Origin of the sequence: Sulfitobacter sp. TCYB15, from assembly GCF_040435955.1 — a bacterium.
Classification (GTDB): Bacteria; Pseudomonadota; Alphaproteobacteria; order Rhodobacterales; family Rhodobacteraceae; genus Sulfitobacter; species Sulfitobacter pontiacus.
On sequence record NZ_CP159193.1, the window covers coordinates 653,207 to 669,584 of the forward strand.

19 protein-coding genes and 1 tRNA gene are annotated in these 16,378 nt (G+C 61.6%); 4 read left to right on the forward strand and 16 right to left on the reverse strand.

Annotated elements, in window-relative coordinates; all coding sequences use genetic code 11:
• Positions 1-9: 9 nt before the first annotated feature.
• The 9 genes from ureC to ABM428_RS03105 form a co-directional block, all read right to left on the reverse strand.
• The gene (gene ureC, locus ABM428_RS03065) at positions 10-1,719 is read right to left on the reverse strand and encodes an urease subunit alpha (protein ID WP_353628159.1); all 1,710 of its coding nucleotides are present in this window, start codon (positions 1,717-1,719) and stop codon (positions 10-12) included.
• Positions 1,720-1,743: 24 nt separating this feature from the next.
• Complete coding sequence (locus tag ABM428_RS03070) at positions 1,744-2,049, reverse strand: urease subunit beta (RefSeq protein WP_132997501.1); 306 nt, start codon at positions 2,047-2,049, stop codon at positions 1,744-1,746.
• Entirely contained in the window at positions 2,046-2,231 is a 186-nt protein-coding gene (locus ABM428_RS03075; RefSeq protein ID WP_005851166.1) for a hypothetical protein, read from the reverse strand. The genes ABM428_RS03070 and ABM428_RS03075 overlap by 4 nt, the downstream gene beginning before the upstream one ends.
• Before the next feature lie 27 nt (positions 2,232-2,258).
• On the reverse strand, positions 2,259-2,561 hold the full coding sequence (locus ABM428_RS03080) for an urease subunit gamma (protein ID WP_005851167.1): 303 nt from the start codon (positions 2,559-2,561) through the stop codon (positions 2,259-2,261).
• Position 2,562: 1 nt separating this feature from the next.
• Positions 2,563-3,435 carry an urease accessory protein UreD gene (locus ABM428_RS03085; protein WP_353628160.1) on the reverse strand — a complete coding sequence of 291 codons (873 nt, stop codon included), beginning with the start codon at positions 3,433-3,435 and terminating at the stop codon, positions 2,563-2,565.
• 153 nt (positions 3,436-3,588) lie between these two features.
• Entirely contained in the window at positions 3,589-4,902 is a 1,314-nt protein-coding gene (locus ABM428_RS03090; RefSeq protein WP_005851171.1) for a TRAP transporter large permease subunit, read from the reverse strand.
• The gene (locus tag ABM428_RS03095) at positions 4,899-5,465 is read right to left on the reverse strand and encodes a TRAP transporter small permease subunit (RefSeq protein ID WP_037943073.1); all 567 of its coding nucleotides are present in this window, start codon (positions 5,463-5,465) and stop codon (positions 4,899-4,901) included. Before ABM428_RS03095 ends, ABM428_RS03090 begins: the two co-directional genes overlap by 4 nt.
• A 112-nt stretch (positions 5,466-5,577) precedes the next feature.
• Complete coding sequence (locus ABM428_RS03100; protein ID WP_037943075.1) at positions 5,578-6,615, reverse strand: TRAP transporter substrate-binding protein; 1,038 nt, start codon at positions 6,613-6,615, stop codon at positions 5,578-5,580.
• Positions 6,616-6,810: 195 nt separating this feature from the next.
• Positions 6,811-7,665 carry a helix-turn-helix domain-containing protein gene (locus tag ABM428_RS03105; RefSeq protein ID WP_243251105.1) on the reverse strand — a complete coding sequence of 285 codons (855 nt, stop codon included), beginning with the start codon at positions 7,663-7,665 and terminating at the stop codon, positions 6,811-6,813.
• A gap of 93 nt (positions 7,666-7,758) precedes the next feature.
• Here ABM428_RS03105 and pobA point away from each other — a divergent pair, with 93 nt between their 5' ends.
• Positions 7,759-8,928 carry a 4-hydroxybenzoate 3-monooxygenase gene (gene pobA, locus ABM428_RS03110; RefSeq protein ID WP_353628161.1) on the forward strand — a complete coding sequence of 390 codons (1,170 nt, stop codon included), beginning with the start codon at positions 7,759-7,761 and terminating at the stop codon, positions 8,926-8,928.
• A 101-nt stretch (positions 8,929-9,029) separates the two neighbouring features.
• On the opposite strand, the gene ABM428_RS03115 is transcribed toward pobA, so the two are convergent.
• Positions 9,030-10,010, reverse strand: a complete 981-nt coding sequence (locus ABM428_RS03115) for a zinc-binding dehydrogenase (RefSeq protein WP_168592671.1) — start codon at positions 10,008-10,010, stop codon at positions 9,030-9,032.
• A gap of 21 nt (positions 10,011-10,031) precedes the next feature.
• Positions 10,032-10,625 (reverse strand): TetR/AcrR family transcriptional regulator, encoded by a 594-nt coding sequence (locus ABM428_RS03120; RefSeq protein ID WP_037943080.1) that lies wholly within the window; start codon positions 10,623-10,625, stop codon positions 10,032-10,034.
• 121 nt (positions 10,626-10,746) lie between these two features.
• On the opposite strand from ABM428_RS03120, the gene ABM428_RS03125 reads away from it, so the two are divergent.
• Positions 10,747-11,001: a hypothetical protein gene (locus tag ABM428_RS03125; RefSeq protein ID WP_289082208.1), complete on the forward strand. Its 255-nt coding sequence runs from the start codon at positions 10,747-10,749 to the stop codon at positions 10,999-11,001.
• A 393-nt stretch (positions 11,002-11,394) separates the two neighbouring features.
• Here ABM428_RS03125 and ABM428_RS03130 read toward each other — a convergent pair.
• A tRNA-Ala gene (locus ABM428_RS03130) sits at positions 11,395-11,470 on the reverse strand.
• A 116-nt stretch (positions 11,471-11,586) separates the two neighbouring features.
• The gene (locus ABM428_RS03135) at positions 11,587-11,913 is read right to left on the reverse strand and encodes a TIGR02300 family protein (protein WP_005851186.1); all 327 of its coding nucleotides are present in this window, start codon (positions 11,911-11,913) and stop codon (positions 11,587-11,589) included.
• 112 nt (positions 11,914-12,025) lie between these two features.
• Here ABM428_RS03135 and ABM428_RS03140 point away from each other — a divergent pair, with 112 nt between their 5' ends.
• On the forward strand, positions 12,026-12,724 hold the full coding sequence (locus ABM428_RS03140) for a M48 family metallopeptidase (protein WP_132997508.1): 699 nt from the start codon (positions 12,026-12,028) through the stop codon (positions 12,722-12,724).
• A gap of 56 nt (positions 12,725-12,780) precedes the next feature.
• Positions 12,781-13,431 carry a GntR family transcriptional regulator gene (locus ABM428_RS03145; RefSeq protein ID WP_005851189.1) on the forward strand — a complete coding sequence of 217 codons (651 nt, stop codon included), beginning with the start codon at positions 12,781-12,783 and terminating at the stop codon, positions 13,429-13,431.
• Between the two features lie 21 nt (positions 13,432-13,452).
• On the opposite strand, the gene ABM428_RS03150 is transcribed toward ABM428_RS03145, so the two are convergent.
• The 3 genes from ABM428_RS03150 to ABM428_RS03160 form a co-directional block, all read right to left on the reverse strand.
• Positions 13,453-14,415 carry an acetyl-CoA carboxylase carboxyltransferase subunit alpha gene (locus ABM428_RS03150; RefSeq protein WP_005851191.1) on the reverse strand — a complete coding sequence of 321 codons (963 nt, stop codon included), beginning with the start codon at positions 14,413-14,415 and terminating at the stop codon, positions 13,453-13,455.
• A 64-nt stretch (positions 14,416-14,479) separates the two neighbouring features.
• Complete coding sequence (locus ABM428_RS03155; protein WP_132997509.1) at positions 14,480-15,109, reverse strand: LysE family translocator; 630 nt, start codon at positions 15,107-15,109, stop codon at positions 14,480-14,482.
• Between the two features lie 74 nt (positions 15,110-15,183).
• The gene (locus ABM428_RS03160) at positions 15,184-16,143 is read right to left on the reverse strand and encodes an L-malyl-CoA/beta-methylmalyl-CoA lyase (protein ID WP_037943086.1); all 960 of its coding nucleotides are present in this window, start codon (positions 16,141-16,143) and stop codon (positions 15,184-15,186) included.
• Between the last annotated feature and the right edge of the window lie 235 nt (positions 16,144-16,378).

Below are 16,378 nucleotides of genomic sequence, written 5' to 3' on the forward strand. Positions count from 1 at the left end.
CTAGGGGCCTCAGAACATGAAATAGCGTTGCGCCATGGGGACGGTCTCAGCGGGCGCGCAGGTCAGCAACTCGCCGTCCGCGCGGACTTCGTAGGTTTCGGGGTTCACCTCTACCTTGGGGGTGGCCGTGTTGTGGATCAGATCGGATTTTCCGATGTTGCGGGTGTTTTGCACGGCGATGGTCTGTTTGCGCAGGCCAAGGCTGTCGCGCAGCCCGCTCGACTGCGCGGCTTCCGAGATGAAGGTCACCGCGCAATGCTGGAGCGCACTGCCATAGGCCCCGAACATCGGGCGGGTATAGACCGGCTGCGGCGTTGGGATCGACGCATTCGGATCACCCATCTGTGCCACGACGATCATGCCTGACATCAATACCATTTCGGGCTTCACGCCAAAAAAGGCGGGGTTCCACAGCACCAGATCGGCCTTCTTGCCGACCTCGATCGAGCCGACCTCGCGGCTGACACCATGAGCGATGGCGGGGTTGATCGTGTATTTCGCGATATAGCGTTTGACGCGGAAGTTATCGTTGTCGCCGGTTTCTTCCGGCAAGCGCCCGCGCTGCTTGCGCATCTTGTCAGCGGTTTGCCATGTGCGGATCAGCACCTCGCCCACACGGCCCATGGCCTGACTGTCAGAGGCGATGATCGAGAAAGCACCGATGTCATGCAGGATATCCTCGGCGGCAATCGTCTCGCGTCTGATCCGGCTTTCGGCAAAGGCGACGTCTTCGGGGATGGATTTATCAAGGTGGTGACAGACCATAAGCATGTCCAGATGCTCTTCGAGCGTGTTCACCGTGAAGGGGCGTGTCGGGTTGGTCGAGGACGGCAGCACGTGCTCCTCGCCGCAAATCTTGATGATGTCGGGGGCGTGGCCACCGCCTGCGCCCTCGGTGTGGAAGGCGTGGATGGTCCGACCTTTCATCGCGCCAAGCGTATGTTCGACAAAGCCGGATTCGTTCAGCGTGTCGGTGTGGATCATCACCTGCACGTCCATATCGTCGGCGACCGACAGGCAGCAATCGATGGCGGCGGGGGTGGTGCCCCAATCCTCGTGCAGCTTCAGCGCACAGGCCCCGCCGTTCACCATCTCGACCAGTGCGCCGGGTTGGCTAGAGTTGCCCTTGCCCGAGAGACCGATGTTCATCACCACACCATCCATCGCCTGCAGCATGCGCCCGATATGCCACGGGCCGGGGGTGCAGGTGGTGGCAAGCGTGCCATGCGCAGGGCCGGTGCCGCCGCCAAAGCAGGTGGTCACGCCGGAATGCAGCGCGTCCTCCATCTGCTGGGGCGCGATAAAGTGGATGTGGCTGTCGAAACCGCCCGCGGTGAGGATGCGGCCTTCGCCTGCGATGATCTCGGTCCCCGGTCCGATGATGATGTCGACGTTTGGCTGGGTGTCGGGGTTGCCCGCCTTGCCAATCGCCGCAATGCGCCCGTCTTTCAGCGCCACATCCGCCTTGTAGATGCCCGAATGATCCACGATCAGTGCGTTGGTGATCACAGTATCCACCGCACCGTTTGCCCGCGTGACCTGCGACTGGCCCATCCCGTCGCGGATCACCTTGCCGCCGCCGAACTTCACCTCTTCGCCATAGGTGGTCAGATCGCGTTCCACCTCGATGATCAGATCGGTGTCGGCCAGTCGCAGCCGGTCACCCGTGGTGGGGCCATACATCGCTGCATATTCAGAGCGGGGGAGTGTGGTGGTCATAGGTCTCTCTTTCCTCGAAGCGCCTTAGAGCGCGCCCATCACTTCAGCGTTGAACCCGTACACTTTGCGGTCGCCCGCGAGCGGGATCAGTTGCACCTCGCGACGTTGACCGGGTTCAAAGCGCACGGCGGTGCCGGCGGCGATGTCCAGTCGGTGACCACGCGCGGCGACGCGGTCAAAGTCGAGCGCGGGGTTGGTTTCGGCAAAGTGGTAATGGCTGCCAACCTGCACGGGCCGGTCACCGGTATTGGCAACCATCAGGGTGATGGCCGTGCGATCGGCGTTCAGGGTGATGTCCCCCGCGGCGCACAGCACTTCTCCGGGGATCATTTGCGCGCCTTGCGGGGGGCCTTGACCCGCCCGCGCAGGGCGATGGCCGCGGCGGTTGCGATGACGGCAAGCCCCATGAAGACAGGCATCCATTCGGCCCCGTGGGGGGCGATATGCACACCGGGGTGGGCAAGTGCAGGGCCGGCCATCAGGGCGGCGGGCAGGATCATCAGATGTTTCATAGCAGGGGCCTTTCTTGCGAATGGGGTCTAGCGGATAGGGTTGTGCACGGTGACCAGCTTGGTCCCGTCGGGGAAGGTGGCTTCGACCTGCACGTCGTGGATCATCTCGGCGATGCCCTCCATACAGTCGTCGCGGGTGATGACCTGGGCACCGGCCTGCATCATCTCGGCCACGCTGCGGCCATCGCGCGCGCCTTCGACAACGGTGTCGGTGATCAGGGCAATCGCCTCGGGGTGGTTCAGCTTGACGCCACGGGCCAGACGCTTGCGCGCGACCTCGGCCGCCATGGCGATCAGCAGTTTGTCTTTTTCACGGGGGGTCAGCTGCATGTCAAAGCATCCATGTTTTAGGAGGGGCCGCGCCGTGCAGGCGGGCGATGATCGGCACCAGAGACTGGCGCAGGATGTAACTGTCGGGCGCGAGGAGCCGCGCATAAAGCACGCCGTCGCGGATCAGGCTGGCACCGGCGCTGGCAGGCAGCAGCGCGCGCAGAGGGGCAAGCAGCGCTTCGGCATCGGGGGCGGCATAGATCACGCTGGCCATGGCGCAGTTGCCGCCCGCCGTGGCGGTGCCTGCAAGCTGTGCGTGGATATCGCCGGACAGACGCACGGCATCGGCAAAGATAGGCTGCCCGTCGCGGCGGATTGTGATGTTATCGGCAAAGCGCGCGTCGCGCAGCGTTTCGCCCATGGAGACGCGGCCAAAGACCAGCGGCTCTACGCCGAAGAAACAGGCATCGCCCGTCAGGTCCACCTCAAGCTTGCGGCGCAGGGCGGAGCCGTTGAACAGGATCGTTTCCTGCGGCAGCCAATCGACCCGTGCCCCCGCTTTGGCATCCAGCCGCGTGGTCATCTGCGCCATGGGGCCGGGTTGCGCCAGATAGACGCGCTCGGCCGCTTGGCTGGTCAGGGTCAGCCGGCTGCCCGCACCCGCCGTGGCGGTGATCGACAGTTCATCGCCGCCCGTCATCCCGCCCGAGGTATTGAGGAAAACCCCCGTCAGCCCGCCCGCCGCCGCGCGCGGAAACAGCGCCTTGAAGCAGCCTTGTTGGTAGAGATCGCCAATCACGGACGCGCCGCCATAGGTCTTGCTGCTGATGCACAACGCCCCGCGGGCGCGGGGTTGCATCGGCACGGCAAGAGCCTGATCGGTATGGGCGGCGATGTTGATGGGGGGCCTCGTCCAGCTGAAAATAACTCCCATCTGGATAGCGTGATTCCCGTCGGGTGCGATCCGAAACGGGCATTTTTGGCGCAATTTCAGGCTGTATCTCGACGGCTGCCTAATATTTGAGCATATCCCGTCAGGGGCTTTGACCCGCAGCCGTGCCGCGGGTCAAGGCAGGTGTTTACAGGTCTACCCGTAGAAATACTTGGGCAGATAGGTCGCGATCTCGGGGATCAGAATGATCAGCAAGACCCCAATCAGCGTCACGATCACGTAAGGCGTCACAGAGGCATAGATATCGCCCATTGTGACATCCGGCGGGGCCACCCCTTTGAGGTAAAAGAGGTTAAAGCCGAAGGGCGGGGTCATATACCCGACCTCCATCATGATGATGAAGAGGATGCCGAACCAGATCGGATCAAAGCCATAGCTCTGCACAACGGGCAGGAATACAGGCAGGGTGATCAGCATGATCCCCACCGGATCCAGCACCATGCCAAGGATGAAAAGCACCGCCAGCATAAACACCAGCGACCCCCAACGCCCACCGGGCACAAGGTTCATCATGTCCTGGATCAGGCTTTGGGCCCCAAGCGCGGTATAGGCCGTGCTGAAGGCGTGGGCCGCGAAAAGGATCCACATGATCAGCGCGGTCAGTTTCAGCGTCGCGACAGAGGCGTCGCGGATCACGGCCCATGACAGCTGCCGGTTCACGCCCGTAGCGACCATCGCACCAAAGACGCCGATGGCGGCGGCTTCCGTCGGCGTCGCGTAGCCGCCGAAGATGGCCCCGAGCACGATCACCACGATCAGGATCGGCAGGATCACCGCCTTGAGAGACCGCAGCTTCTGCCCCCAGTTCGCGCGTTCCTCTTTCGGGAGGGCGGGGCCCAGTTCCGGCTGCATCCAGCAGCGCCCGCCGATATAGACGGAGACGAGGAAGAACAGCAGCAGCCCCGGTCCGATACCGGCCGCGAACAGACGCCCGACCGACACTTCGGTCAGCAGCGAATACAGCACCATCAGGATCGACGGCGGGATCAGGATGCCCCAGCCCCCGCCCGCGTTGATCGCCCCAAGCGCGAGCTTCTTGTCATAGCCGCGTTCCAGCATCTTGGGCAGCGCGATGGTCCCCATCGTGACAACCGCCGCACCCGAGATGCCCGACATGGCGGCAAAGATCACGCAGATCAGCACCGTGCCGATGGCCAGACCGCCGCGCAGCCCGCCCCACCATTCGTGCATCATATCGTAAAGATCATTCGCGACCCCCGATTTTTCAAGCAGGATCGCCATGAAGACAAACAGCGGGATTGCCATCAGCGTGGGGGATTGCATCGTTTCCCACATTTTGGAGGCGAGCAGATAGAACCCCAGATCGCCCATTTCCGCATAGAGGAAGATGACCGATATCCCCCCAAGGGCAAAGGCCAGCGGCGTGCCGAGCATCACAAACAACAGCAGCGCGCCAAAGAATAGCATGGTCAGGATTTCAACGCTCATGACTGGCCTCCTGCGGCTTGGGCGGCTTGGGTGTCGCCGGTGGCCGGTTGTCCAAAGATCGCGGGATCATTGGGCAGCCCCATCAGGGTGCGCACATCGGCCCAAAGGCGTACGAAGCCCTGCAACAGCAGCAGCAAGGCGGCGACGGGGATCAGCGATTTTGTCGGCCACAGCGGGGCCTTCCAGACTGAGTTCGACCGCTCCATATCCGCGATGGCCTCGGACGCGATGTCGTAGCCTTGCCACAGCAGCACGCCGACAAAGATCAGGAACAGCGGCCATGTCACGATGTCCACCAAGGCTTTGCGTTTGGGGGAAAACTGGCCGTAGATGATATCGACGTTCACGTGACCGCGTTCGGTCAGCAGATAGCCGCCCCCGATGATCGCATAGACACCAAAGATCAGCGTCGCCAACTCGGCAGTCCAGATCGCGGGCTGCCCGATCAGATAGCGCATGACCACATCGGCCAGCAGCAGGGCAAAGATGATCAGCACGCAAAAGCTGATCCAATAGCCGATCATGCGGTTCAATTGCGTGATGAAGCGCGCAAGTTTAAACAAAACGTTTCTCCCTCAAGACATAAAAGAAGCCGCCCGAAATGCAGGGACATGTCAGGCGGCTACATTGATTTTCACTGTGGCATCACCGGGGTCGAGCTCCCGGATCAGGCCCCTAGAGGTAGCCGAGGTCGGTCATCAAGGTTTTGTAGATATCCGCCGCCTTCGCTGCGCGTTCGCCTTTCTGCGCCTCTGTGTCGAGGATCTTGGCCGAGGCATCGGCAAGGATCGCCAGAACGTCGTCGGGCAGTTCGGACACCTCGATATCGTTCTCGGCGATGCCCGAAGAAATCGCGATGGCTTCGGCGTGCTGGTATTCGGCCGAGCGCTGGAAGAACCGCGTTTCCATCGTGTCGAGCAGGGCAGTGCGCAGATCGTCCTCCAGCCCGTCGACGGCCTCCATATTCAGGATAAAGGCGTCGGTGGTCTGACCAAGCGCGGGTTTGTAGTGGTATTTGCAGACCTCCCAGAGGGACATGGATTTGGCCCCGACGGCAGCGCCCCAATGTGCGCCATCCACAACGCCCGAGCTGAGCGACTGATAGAGTTCGGACCCGGGGATGTATTGCGGCGCGGCACCGGCGGATTGCAGGTAATCCAGCATCGTACCCGACGACCGCAGCTTGAGCCCTTTGAAGTCTTCGGCGGATTCGATCTTTTTCGACACGACGATTTCGACGGGCAGGACCTTTTCCGTCTTCATCATTACGCCATCGGCGTTCAGGTCTTCGTTCACCAGCGCCTCAAGGCCAAGGTTCTTGACCGCGTGTTCCATTTCCCAAGCCTGACGGAAGGTGCCGGGGATGCCGAACAGGAAGGACGCGGCCTGCGCCTGATCTTGCACATAGGACGGGCTGACCGTCCCCATGGGCACCACGCCCTTGCGCACGATATTGTAGATGTCGGGGCCTTTGGCGAATTCGCCGGCACCCAGTAGATCCATTTTGAACGCGCCTTCGGTGCGCGCCTCAAGCACTTCGGCCAGCTTGCCAAGGCTGTCGGTGAAAGAGCTGGACGCTTTGGGCCAATGCGCTTGCACGCGCCAGTTGACCTTGCCCTGCGCGATCCCTTTGCCGACCAGCGCCGGTGTCGCCAACGCGCCAAGAGCAGCGCCGCGCAGCATGGTGCGACGGTTCATATTGCCTTTTGTCATTCTATTTCCTCCCAGAAACTTCGGTTTCTCTTATCTGCGCGGCACGGGTTGCGCAGGCTCCCTAACGTCACCTTCACGTATCAATTGGGGTAGGTCAAACGGCTGTTAGCGATAACGGTTAATAATTCTGACATTTGTCAGTTTTGTGAGCACTGATTTGCCGAGACTTCAACCTGTGGTCCTTTGGCCGCGATCTCAGGTTACGAATTGCTGGCGGTATTGCGATGGGGTCACCCCCTGCACGGTGCGGAAACGGCGCGAGAAATAGGACGGATCGGCAAACCCCAGACGATAGCCAACCTCGGCCACCGACAGGCGTGTAAAGGCCAGCATGCGGCAGGCTTCCTCGACATGGCGGGCTTCGATGTAGGCGGTGGCGGACAGCCCCTTTGCCGCGCGACACAGGCGCGACAGATGTCCGGTGCTGATCCCGAGGGTGCTGGCAAAGTCCTTGGCCGTCCAGCCGGCACTGTCCGGATCGCCGATAAGCTGGTCGAGCCGCGACAGACGATCATCCTGCGGTGCGTCGTTTCTGCGGTTTTGCGTGGTCCCCCATGCCGCGATGCTGGCCAGAACCGCATGCCCCAGCCCCACGGCAATCTGCGCCCGAAACGGCGCCCCCGTCTGGGCCGCCACGGTTTCCAGCTGGGTCATCAGCGCGATCAGCGGGCCCGCGGCGCGACCAACCGTCGGCTTGGTCAACGCCTGTGCGACCTCGGCATTGACGGGCCCGATGCTGTGCAGGATCGCAATGGGAAAGGATTGCACCATGCCTTGGGTATTGGGGGCAAAGTCGAAACTATGCACCATGCGGGGCGGGATAAAGACGACCGATCCCTGCGTCAGGGCAAATCGGTCGCCATCGATGTTCGCCGTGCCACCCCCCGAAAGGATATAGAGCACCTGCGCCAATTGCGCGTGCCGATGTGGCGCGATGTGCCACGCGTGATCCGGTGCGCGGTCCTTGATCCGTTCGCAATGGAGGACATCGGGAAAGCCTTTGGTTTCGCCAAAAAGCGCATAGCTGGGGATCGGGGAAAGCTCTGTCATGCACGGATTGTACCAGCAATTGCGCTAACGATCCATTCATCATGCACGTTCCGTACAATAGGTTAACCCGAAAATCGGGCAGGGAGCAGCTATATGAAAACGGAAGTCGTCATTATTGGCGGCGGGCCATCGGGCTTGCTGCTGTCGCAATTGCTGAACGACGCAGGCGTCAGCACTGTCGTGCTTGAAAGGACCACCCGTGAACACGTGCTGTCACGTATCCGCGCGGGCGTGCTTGAGGATGGCACAATGAACCTGCTGCGCCACGCCGGTGTCGGTGCGCGGATGGACCAACAGGGCTTGCCGCACAAAGGCTGCTACCTGACCGACAACGATCTGATGGTGCATATCGATTTCCACAAGCTGATCGGCAAGAAGGTCATGGTCTATGGCCAGACAGAGGTCACCCGCGATCTGTACGACGCACAAGACCGGATGGGCACCACGATCATTCACGAGGTCGAGGATGTGGTGATCGACGGTGCGGACAGCAATGCGCCGACGGTATCCTTCACCAAAGACGGCCAGCGACGCGAGATCAGCTGCATCTACGTCGCGGGCTGTGATGGGTTCCACGGTGTCAGCCGCGCGACGATCCCCGCCGCCAAACGTCGGGAGTTTGAACGGGTCTACCCCTTTGGCTGGCTGGGGATTCTGTCGCGCACGAAACCGGTGAACGATGAATTAATCTATGCCAGTTCGGCGCACGGCTTCGCTCTTGCCTCCATGCGCAGCGCAAGCCTGAGCCGCTATTACATTCAGGTGTCGTCGACCGAAAAGGTCGAGGATTGGAGCGATGACCGCTTCTGGGAGGCACTGAAGCAACGTTTGCCGCGACCTGTGTCAGAGGCGCTTGTGACCGGCCCGTCGATCGAGAAATCCATCGCGCCGCTGCGCTCCTTCGTGAGCGAGCCTTTGCGGTGGGGAAACCTGTTTCTGGTGGGGGATGCCGCGCATATCGTACCGCCCACCGGTGCCAAGGGGCTGAACCTCGCGGTGTCCGATGTCTTCTATCTGCATGACGCGCTGATCGCCGCGCTGAAGCGAGGGGATCACAGCGGGGTTGACGGTTATTCCGCCCACGCGCTGTCGCGGATCTGGAAGGCGATGCGGTTCAGCTGGCAGATGACAACAATGCTGCATCAGTTCGAGGGCGAAGACAGTTTCGCCCCACAGATGCGGCGGGCGTCGCTGGCGCATCTGGCGCAAAGCGAAACAGCACGGCGCGATCTGGCAGAGAATTATACAGGGCTGCCGTTCTAAAGATCGCGGCCACTCAAGCTAGAGTACCAAAATGAAAGCAGGGCGGCCCTTGATTCCGGATCAAGGGCCGCCCCGTTTGGTGCTGTGGTATTCGGCTGCGTTTAGCCGCGGATCATCACCTTGCCGGGACGGCCCGGTGTCAGCGAGGCTTTCAGCGCACCGGACAGATCATCCAGCCCGAACTGCCCACCGTCTTCCAGCACCAATTCGCCTTTGGCGACCAGCGTGACCAGTTCAGTGATCAGGCGCTTGCGCTCTTCTGGGTCCATGTCGCCGCTCACGCGGGAGCCCCAGAAGCCTTTGACGGTGATGTGCTTCATGATCAGCGCGCCAGAGTTCAGCGGCATCGGCGCACCGGTCGCGGTCCCGAACACGACAAGCTCTCCGTCCAGTCCCAGCAGATCGACCAGATCAGCCGAGATATCGCCCCCTACGGAATCGATCGCGGATGCGGCCCCTTTTTCGCCGATGATCTCGCGCGCTTTGTCCTGCCAGCCCGCTTCCGAGGTCGACAGCACGTTGTCGATGCCCAGATCCGTCAGCTCTTTCACAGCATCTTCGCGCCGCACGAGGTTCAGCAGGTTGATGCCGCGGCTTTTGGCGAGCGTGGTCATGATCTTGCCGACGGCCCCGTTCGCAGCGGTCTGGACGATCCAGTCGCCTTTCTGCGCCTTGAGCGTTTCCAGCAGAGAGATGGCGCTGAAGGGCATCGCGATCAACTGTGCGCCAGCAACGTCCGAGATCACGTCGGGCAGGGGCAGAACACCCGTGGCGGGGGCGACGAAGTATTCAGCCCAGGTGCCATGCACGCCCGCGATCGACACACGCTGGCCGATCATCGCGTCGTCCACGCCTTCACCGACAGCCTCGACGGTGCCAAGCGCTTCGCTGCCGGCAATCGCGCCGGGAAGCTCGGGCTTGTAGCCGTAGTTCCCGCGGATCGTCCAAAGGTCGTGGTTGTGGATTGGCGACAGGGTCATCTTGACCAGAACCTCGCCCGCCCCTGCGGTCGGGGTGTCGACATCGGTCGCTTCGATGACGTCGATGGGTTCGCCAAAGCTGTTGTGCACTGCTGCTTTCATGGGGGTCTCGCTTTCTTTGGTTTATCGTATGGTTAGAAAATCGGTGGTTTCTGACAAAGCCTGCTGCAACGGGAGCTGATCCTGCGACAGTTTCGACAGGATCGCGGCCCCCAGAAACTTGGCATAGAGCATCTGCGCTGCTGCCCGCGGATCATCGACCGGCGGGACAGAGCCTTCTTCGGCCCCGACAACCAGCAGCTGCGCAATGCGGCTGACCAACTGCGCCACGCCATCATCCAAGATGCGCCGCATGTCGTCGGACAGATCGGCAACCTCGGCCCCAAGCTTCACAACGAGGCACTGGTTGGCGATGCCTTCGGAATGGGCATGGGCAAGCCACGCCGACCAGAAGGACAACAGCTTGTCACGGGCAGAACCCGACCCGCTGCACAGCGCATCCATGCGCGCCAGATAATCGTCGACATAGTCGTGCAGCAAAGCCTGACCAAAGGCATCCTTGGACGGAAAGTAATAATAGAACGACCCCTTGGGGACATCGCTTTCCCTCAGGATGCGCGCCAGTCCGACAGCGCCAAACCCGTGCTTGCTGATCAGCGCACGTCCGGCGGTCAGGATCTTTTGCCGCGTTTGATCTGATTTCTTTTGCTCTGTCATACGGGGGAGGTAAGAAGTAATAGACCGGTCGTCTAGTGGTGCGGCCAATTTAATTTTGTGCGCGGCTGCTCCTTGCCGTACAGCTTGGGGTGGAGCGGCGTTTCAAGGGGCAGGGTGCGCAATGGGAAAGGTGACGGACCGAGCGGTCATATGGGTGTTTTGCGTCTCAGGCGTGCTTTGTCTCGGGACCATCGCATTCCTTGCGGTGCAGCACTGGGTCGAAAGCATCCCCTACACCGACACATGGGCCTATTTCCGCAACTACCACCCGATCCGGCACAAGCTGCTCGTGGCGTTCGGATGGGTCTTCGCCGCCGTCAGTGTGACCGCGGGCTTTGTATATGTAGGTCGGCTTGCGATGCGTCGAAAACGCTGACGCGCGTCAGTCAGCCCCGCGTGGTGGGTGCCATATATGCTGGAATGTTCGGTGAAGGTTTGGTGGAGCCTAGTGGGATCGAACCGCTGACTCAGAGTGTCCGCTTCGCTGACGCGCGTCAGTCAGCCTCGCGTGGTGCGCGACGTGTATGCTGGAATGTAGGGGGGGATTTGGTGGAGCCTAGCGGGATCGAACCGCTGACTCAGAGTGTCCGCTTCGCGGACGCGCGTCAGTCAGCCTCGCGTGGTGCGCGACGTCTATGCTGGAATGTAGGGTGGTGTTTGGTGGAGCCTAGCGGGATCGAACCGCTGACTCAGAGTGCCCGCCTCGCGGGCGCGCGTCAGTCAGCCCCGCGTGGTGCGTGACGTGTATGCTGGAATGTAGGGGGGGATTTGGTGGAGCCTAGCGGGATCGAACCGCTGACCTCCTGCATGCCATGCAGGCGCTCTCCCAGCTGAGCTAAGGCCCCATCGTGGATCAGAGATCCGGGAAGTGTATCAACCATTCAAGGCCGATGCGCCGCTGAATAGGCGGTCGCGAAGGCGGGATCAAGAGGAAAATCTATCCCGCCCTCGCAAAATTCAATCAATCTTCGTCGTCGGATGCAACGTCGGCGATTTCTTCGAGTGGAACGGTATCATCATCGTCGTCGTCATCGTCCAGGATGTCGTCGTCCAGATCCACATCTACATCGTCGTCATCTACCAATGTCTCGTCATCATCCACATCGCCCTTCTTGGCTTTGGCGGTGACGGCATCTTCGGCATCTGCTGCGATCATGCGGGATTTGGAGTTATCCACCTCGACCACTTCGCCGGAGTAAGGGCTGATGATCGGATCTTTGTTCAGGTCGTAGAACCGCTTGCCCGTTGTGGGGCACAGGCGCTTGGTTCCCCATTCTTCATTGGGCATCGAAGTCCCCTTTTTGAAAGTGTTGTTGCGTATAGATGATTCAGGCCAAGTGCCATATGAGATAGGCACTGTCAAAGGCAATCGCCACCCCATCGCGACCCGGAACCCTGAAATGCCTGATCCTGTCCTGCCCGGAAACCCGCCTATCCCGCTGATCCTGCGCCGCTCTGCGCGGGCGCGGCGGATATCATTGCGGATATCGCAACTGGATGGGCGGGTGACGCTTACCATGCCGAAACGCTTGAAGGAGGCAGAGGGAATCGCCTTTGCCCGCGAGAAAGAGGCGTGGATTCGGCAACATCTGGAAGCGCGTGGCGCTGATGTTCTGGTGGGCATCGGGGCAGAGTTTCCCTTGGGCGGTCGGATGCTGCGGGTTGAAGCCGGGCAGGGCAGACGGGTGGTGCTGGGGACCGATACGATTTCCGTGCCCGGCCCTGCAGCGCGTGTGCCGACCCGGCTTGCCGCGCATTTGAAAGAGCTCGCACGGGACCGGCTGACTGGCGCCTGCGACGATTATAGTGCGCTGCTGGGGCGGCCGTACAGCAAGCTAACCTTGCGGGATACGCGATCGCGGTGGGGGTCTTGCACCTCGGACGGGGGGCTGATGTTTTCGTGGCGCTTGATCCTGACGCCGCCCGACGTGCTGGATTACGTCGCCGCCCACGAGGTCGCGCATCTGGCGCAGATGAACCATTCGCCCGCCTTCTGGGCCGAGGTCGAACGGATTTACGGCCCCTATCAAGAGGCGCGTGGCTGGCTGCGCACCCACGGCAGCGACTTGCACCGGTTCAAGTTTACCGCGCAGGCATAGACTTCGCCCGCGTTTGCGACATTGACGCAGCGGCGATTCGTGATCACAACGGCGATATGAATCTGAACCCTCGCCCCCTTGATGCGCATCCTTTGGCCCATGACCGTGTCTATCGGCAGTTGCGGACCCGCATCATGCACGGCGATCTGGCCCCGGGGCAGGCGCTGACCCTGCGGGGAATCGGCAAGGAATACGAGGTGTCGATGACCCCCGCCCGCGAGGCCGTGCGGCGGCTGGCGGCGGAAGGGGCGCTGACCATGTCGGCCTCTGGCCGGATATCGACGCCGGAGCTGAGCAACGAACGGATCGAGGAGCTGGCCGCCCTGCGTGCCCTGATCGAGGTGGAGCTTGCGAGCCGCGCCCTGCCGCGGGCCCACCTTGCGCTGATCGACCGGATGCAGGCGATCAACAATGCCATCTCGGATGCGGTGATCCACCGTGACGCGGTGAGCTATATTCGCACCAATCTGGAGTTTCATCGCACGCTATACCTGCGGGCGCAGGCCCCTGCGATGCTGGCGATGGCGGAAACGGTCTGGCTGCAGATGGGCCCGACGATGCGGGCGCTTTACGGGCGGCTCAGACGGACAGAGCCGCCGCATTTCCACAAACTGATTATCGCGGCGCTGCGCGCGGGCGACGAACCCGGTCTGCGGCTGGCAGTGCGCACCGACGTGACCCAAGGTCTGCGGATGCTGGCGACATGATGCGCCAGCGGGCGGCGTAGATTACGCCGCCAGCCCCTTGGCCCCGAGGTCGAGGAATTTCTTGCGGCGATCTGCCACCAGCGCCTTTGGGTCTTTGCCCGACAGGTCATCCAGCATCGCGGCAATCGCCTTGCGCACCGATGCGATTGCCTCTTTCCGATCCCGATGCGCGCCGCCACGGGGTTCGGGGATGATGCGGTCGTTGACGCCCAGTTGTTTCAGATCTTGCGCGGTCAGGCGCAGCGCTTCGGCGGCCTCGCGCATTTTCTCGGCATCTTTCCACAGGATCGATGCGCAGCCCTCGGGCGAGATCACGGAATAGACGGAATGTTCCAGCATGGCGACGCGGTTCGCCGTGGCAAAAGCAACCGCCCCGCCTGACCCACCTTCACCGATGATGACAGAAACGAGCGGCACACCGATCTGCAGGCATTTCTCGGTCGCGCGGGCGATGGCTTCGGATTGGCCACGCTCTTCCGCGCCTTTACCGGGGTAGGCACCGGGGGTGTCGACCAGCGTGATCACGGGCAGCCCGAACTTGTCGGCCAGTTCCATGAGGCGCACGGCTTTGCGGTAGCCTTCGGGGCGGGCCATGCCGAAATTGCGTTCGATACGGGATTTGGTGTCGTTGCCTTTTTCGTGGCCGATCACGACGACAGGCGTGTCGTTGAACCGTGCCAGACCGCCCATGACCGCAAGATCATCGGCAAAGTTCCGGTCCCCCGCCAGCGGGGTGTATTCGGTAAACAGGGCCTCGATATAGTCTTTGCAATGGGGCCGGTCGGGGTGACGTGCCACCTGACATTTGCGCCACGGCGTTAACGACTTGTACAGATCGTCAAGCATTTGGTGGGCTTTTTCGTCCAGCGTTTTGGCTTCGGCGCTCACGTCCATCCCTTCGGAGGACCGCGCCAGAGCGCGCAGCTCTTCCGCTTTGCCTTCCACTTCGGCCAGTGGTTTTTCGAAATCCAGATACTGTGTCATCACCTGCTCCGCGCTTTGTTCAGGGCTATATGGCGTTGATTTGCGGTCTTTGCAACGGAACCTGTCAGCTGGCCGGCCAAAGGGCGGGCAGCAGCGACGCCACAAGCAGCGCGGCCATGGTCACGTTAAACACCCGCAAACGCCGGGGATTGGTTAGAAAACGGGCCATCTGCCCGCCAAGAAGGGTCCAAAGGGTGACCGACGGCAGCGCCATCACCGCCACGACAAGCGCCGTGATCACCAGCGGCAATATGCCGGCAGAGGGCACGTAGATCGTGATGATGCTGAGCCCGAAGGCCCAGGCCTTGGGGTTGACCCATTGAAACCCCGCCGCTTGCAGAAAGCTCAGCGGTTTGGCGTTGGGGTCTGCGCTTTGCACCGGGGCGGCGGTGGCGATCTTATAGGCAAGGTAGATCAGATAGATCAGGCTCAGGATCTTGAGCACCGTATAGATGACGGGAAAGGCGTCAAACACGCGGATCAGGCCAAAGCCCACCAGCAGCAACATGACCATAAAACCAAGGGTGATGCCCATCATATGCGGCACCGTGCGCGCAAAGCCGAAGTTCGCGCCCGATGCCATCAGCATCAGGTTGTTCGGCCCCGGCGTGATAGAGGTGATCAGCGCGAAAAGCGCGAGCGCAGAGAGGATATCGATGGTCATGCTGCCTTGATGCCCCAAGCCGCGGGGCATGCCAAGCCCGCTTTGCTGCGGGGGAGATGGCGCGGCGCGAGGGTCGCCTCGCACCGCTGTTCAGTATCGCGGGGTTAGCGCGAGGCGATCATCTCGGACTGGCGCACGATGACTTCGGCCTGTTTGATGCTGGCGATATCGACCAAACGGCCCTTGTAGACGGTCGCACCCTCGCCGTTGGCCTTGGCTGTTTCCATCGCGGCCAGAATCTCGCGCGCTTCGGCGACGGCCTCGTCGGAGGGGGTGAACACCTCGTTCGCGACGGCGATCTGCTTGGGGTGGATGGCCCATTTGCCGACCATGCCCAGGGTCGCCGACCGGCGCGCCTGCGCGCGGTAGCCTTCGTCGTCCGAGAAATCACCGAACGGACCATCGACCGGCAGCACGCCGTGGGTCCGGCAGGCGGCGACAATGGCGGTCTGCGCCCAATGCCACGGATCGGACCAATGCTTCGCCCCGTCGCGCAGCATGTAATAGTTTTCTTGCGTGCCACCGATGCCGGTCGTCTGCATCCCCATAGAGGCGGCAAAGTCGGCGGCACCAAGGCTCATCGCTTGCAGGCGCGGGCTGGCGGCGGCGATCTCTTCGACGTGGGCGATGCCTGCGGCCGATTCGATAATCACCTCGAACGAGATTTTCTTGGTGCGGCCCTTCGCGGTTTCGATCGCCGTAACCAGCGCGTCGACAGTATATACGTCAGCGGCGCAGCCGACCTTGGGGATCATGATCTGGTCCAGACGCTCGCCCGCCTGTTCCAGCAGGTCGACGACATCGCGGTACCAGTAAGGTGTATCCAGCCCGTTGATCCGCACGGACAGTGTTTTGTCGCCCCAGTCTACATCGCTGATCGCCTTGATGATATTCGCGCGGGCGCTGTCCTTGTCTGTGGGGGCAACGCTGTCTTCCAGATCAAGGTTGATCACATCGGCGTCAGAGCTTGCCATTTTTTCGAAGATTGCCGGGCGCGAACCGGGGCCGAACAATTGGCAGCGGTTGGGACGTGCAGGTGCTGTAGGCTGGATGCGAAAGCTCATATGCGGAATCCTTGAGTAATAAAGTTACGACTTGATTGCCTTGGGTGGTATTAAATTGCGCTGCGCCCTGCAAGGGTGATCTCGCACCTGCAGCATCGGCGGCTGAATTTCTGTGCACAGTTCTTGCTCGCATCGGCAGATACCCGCAAAATTCCTGCGCCATCTCTTGCGCCCACCACTCATTTGCAACCTTATCGCGCCGAAAGGCTGCGAAACTGAGCCAAAGCCAAATTGC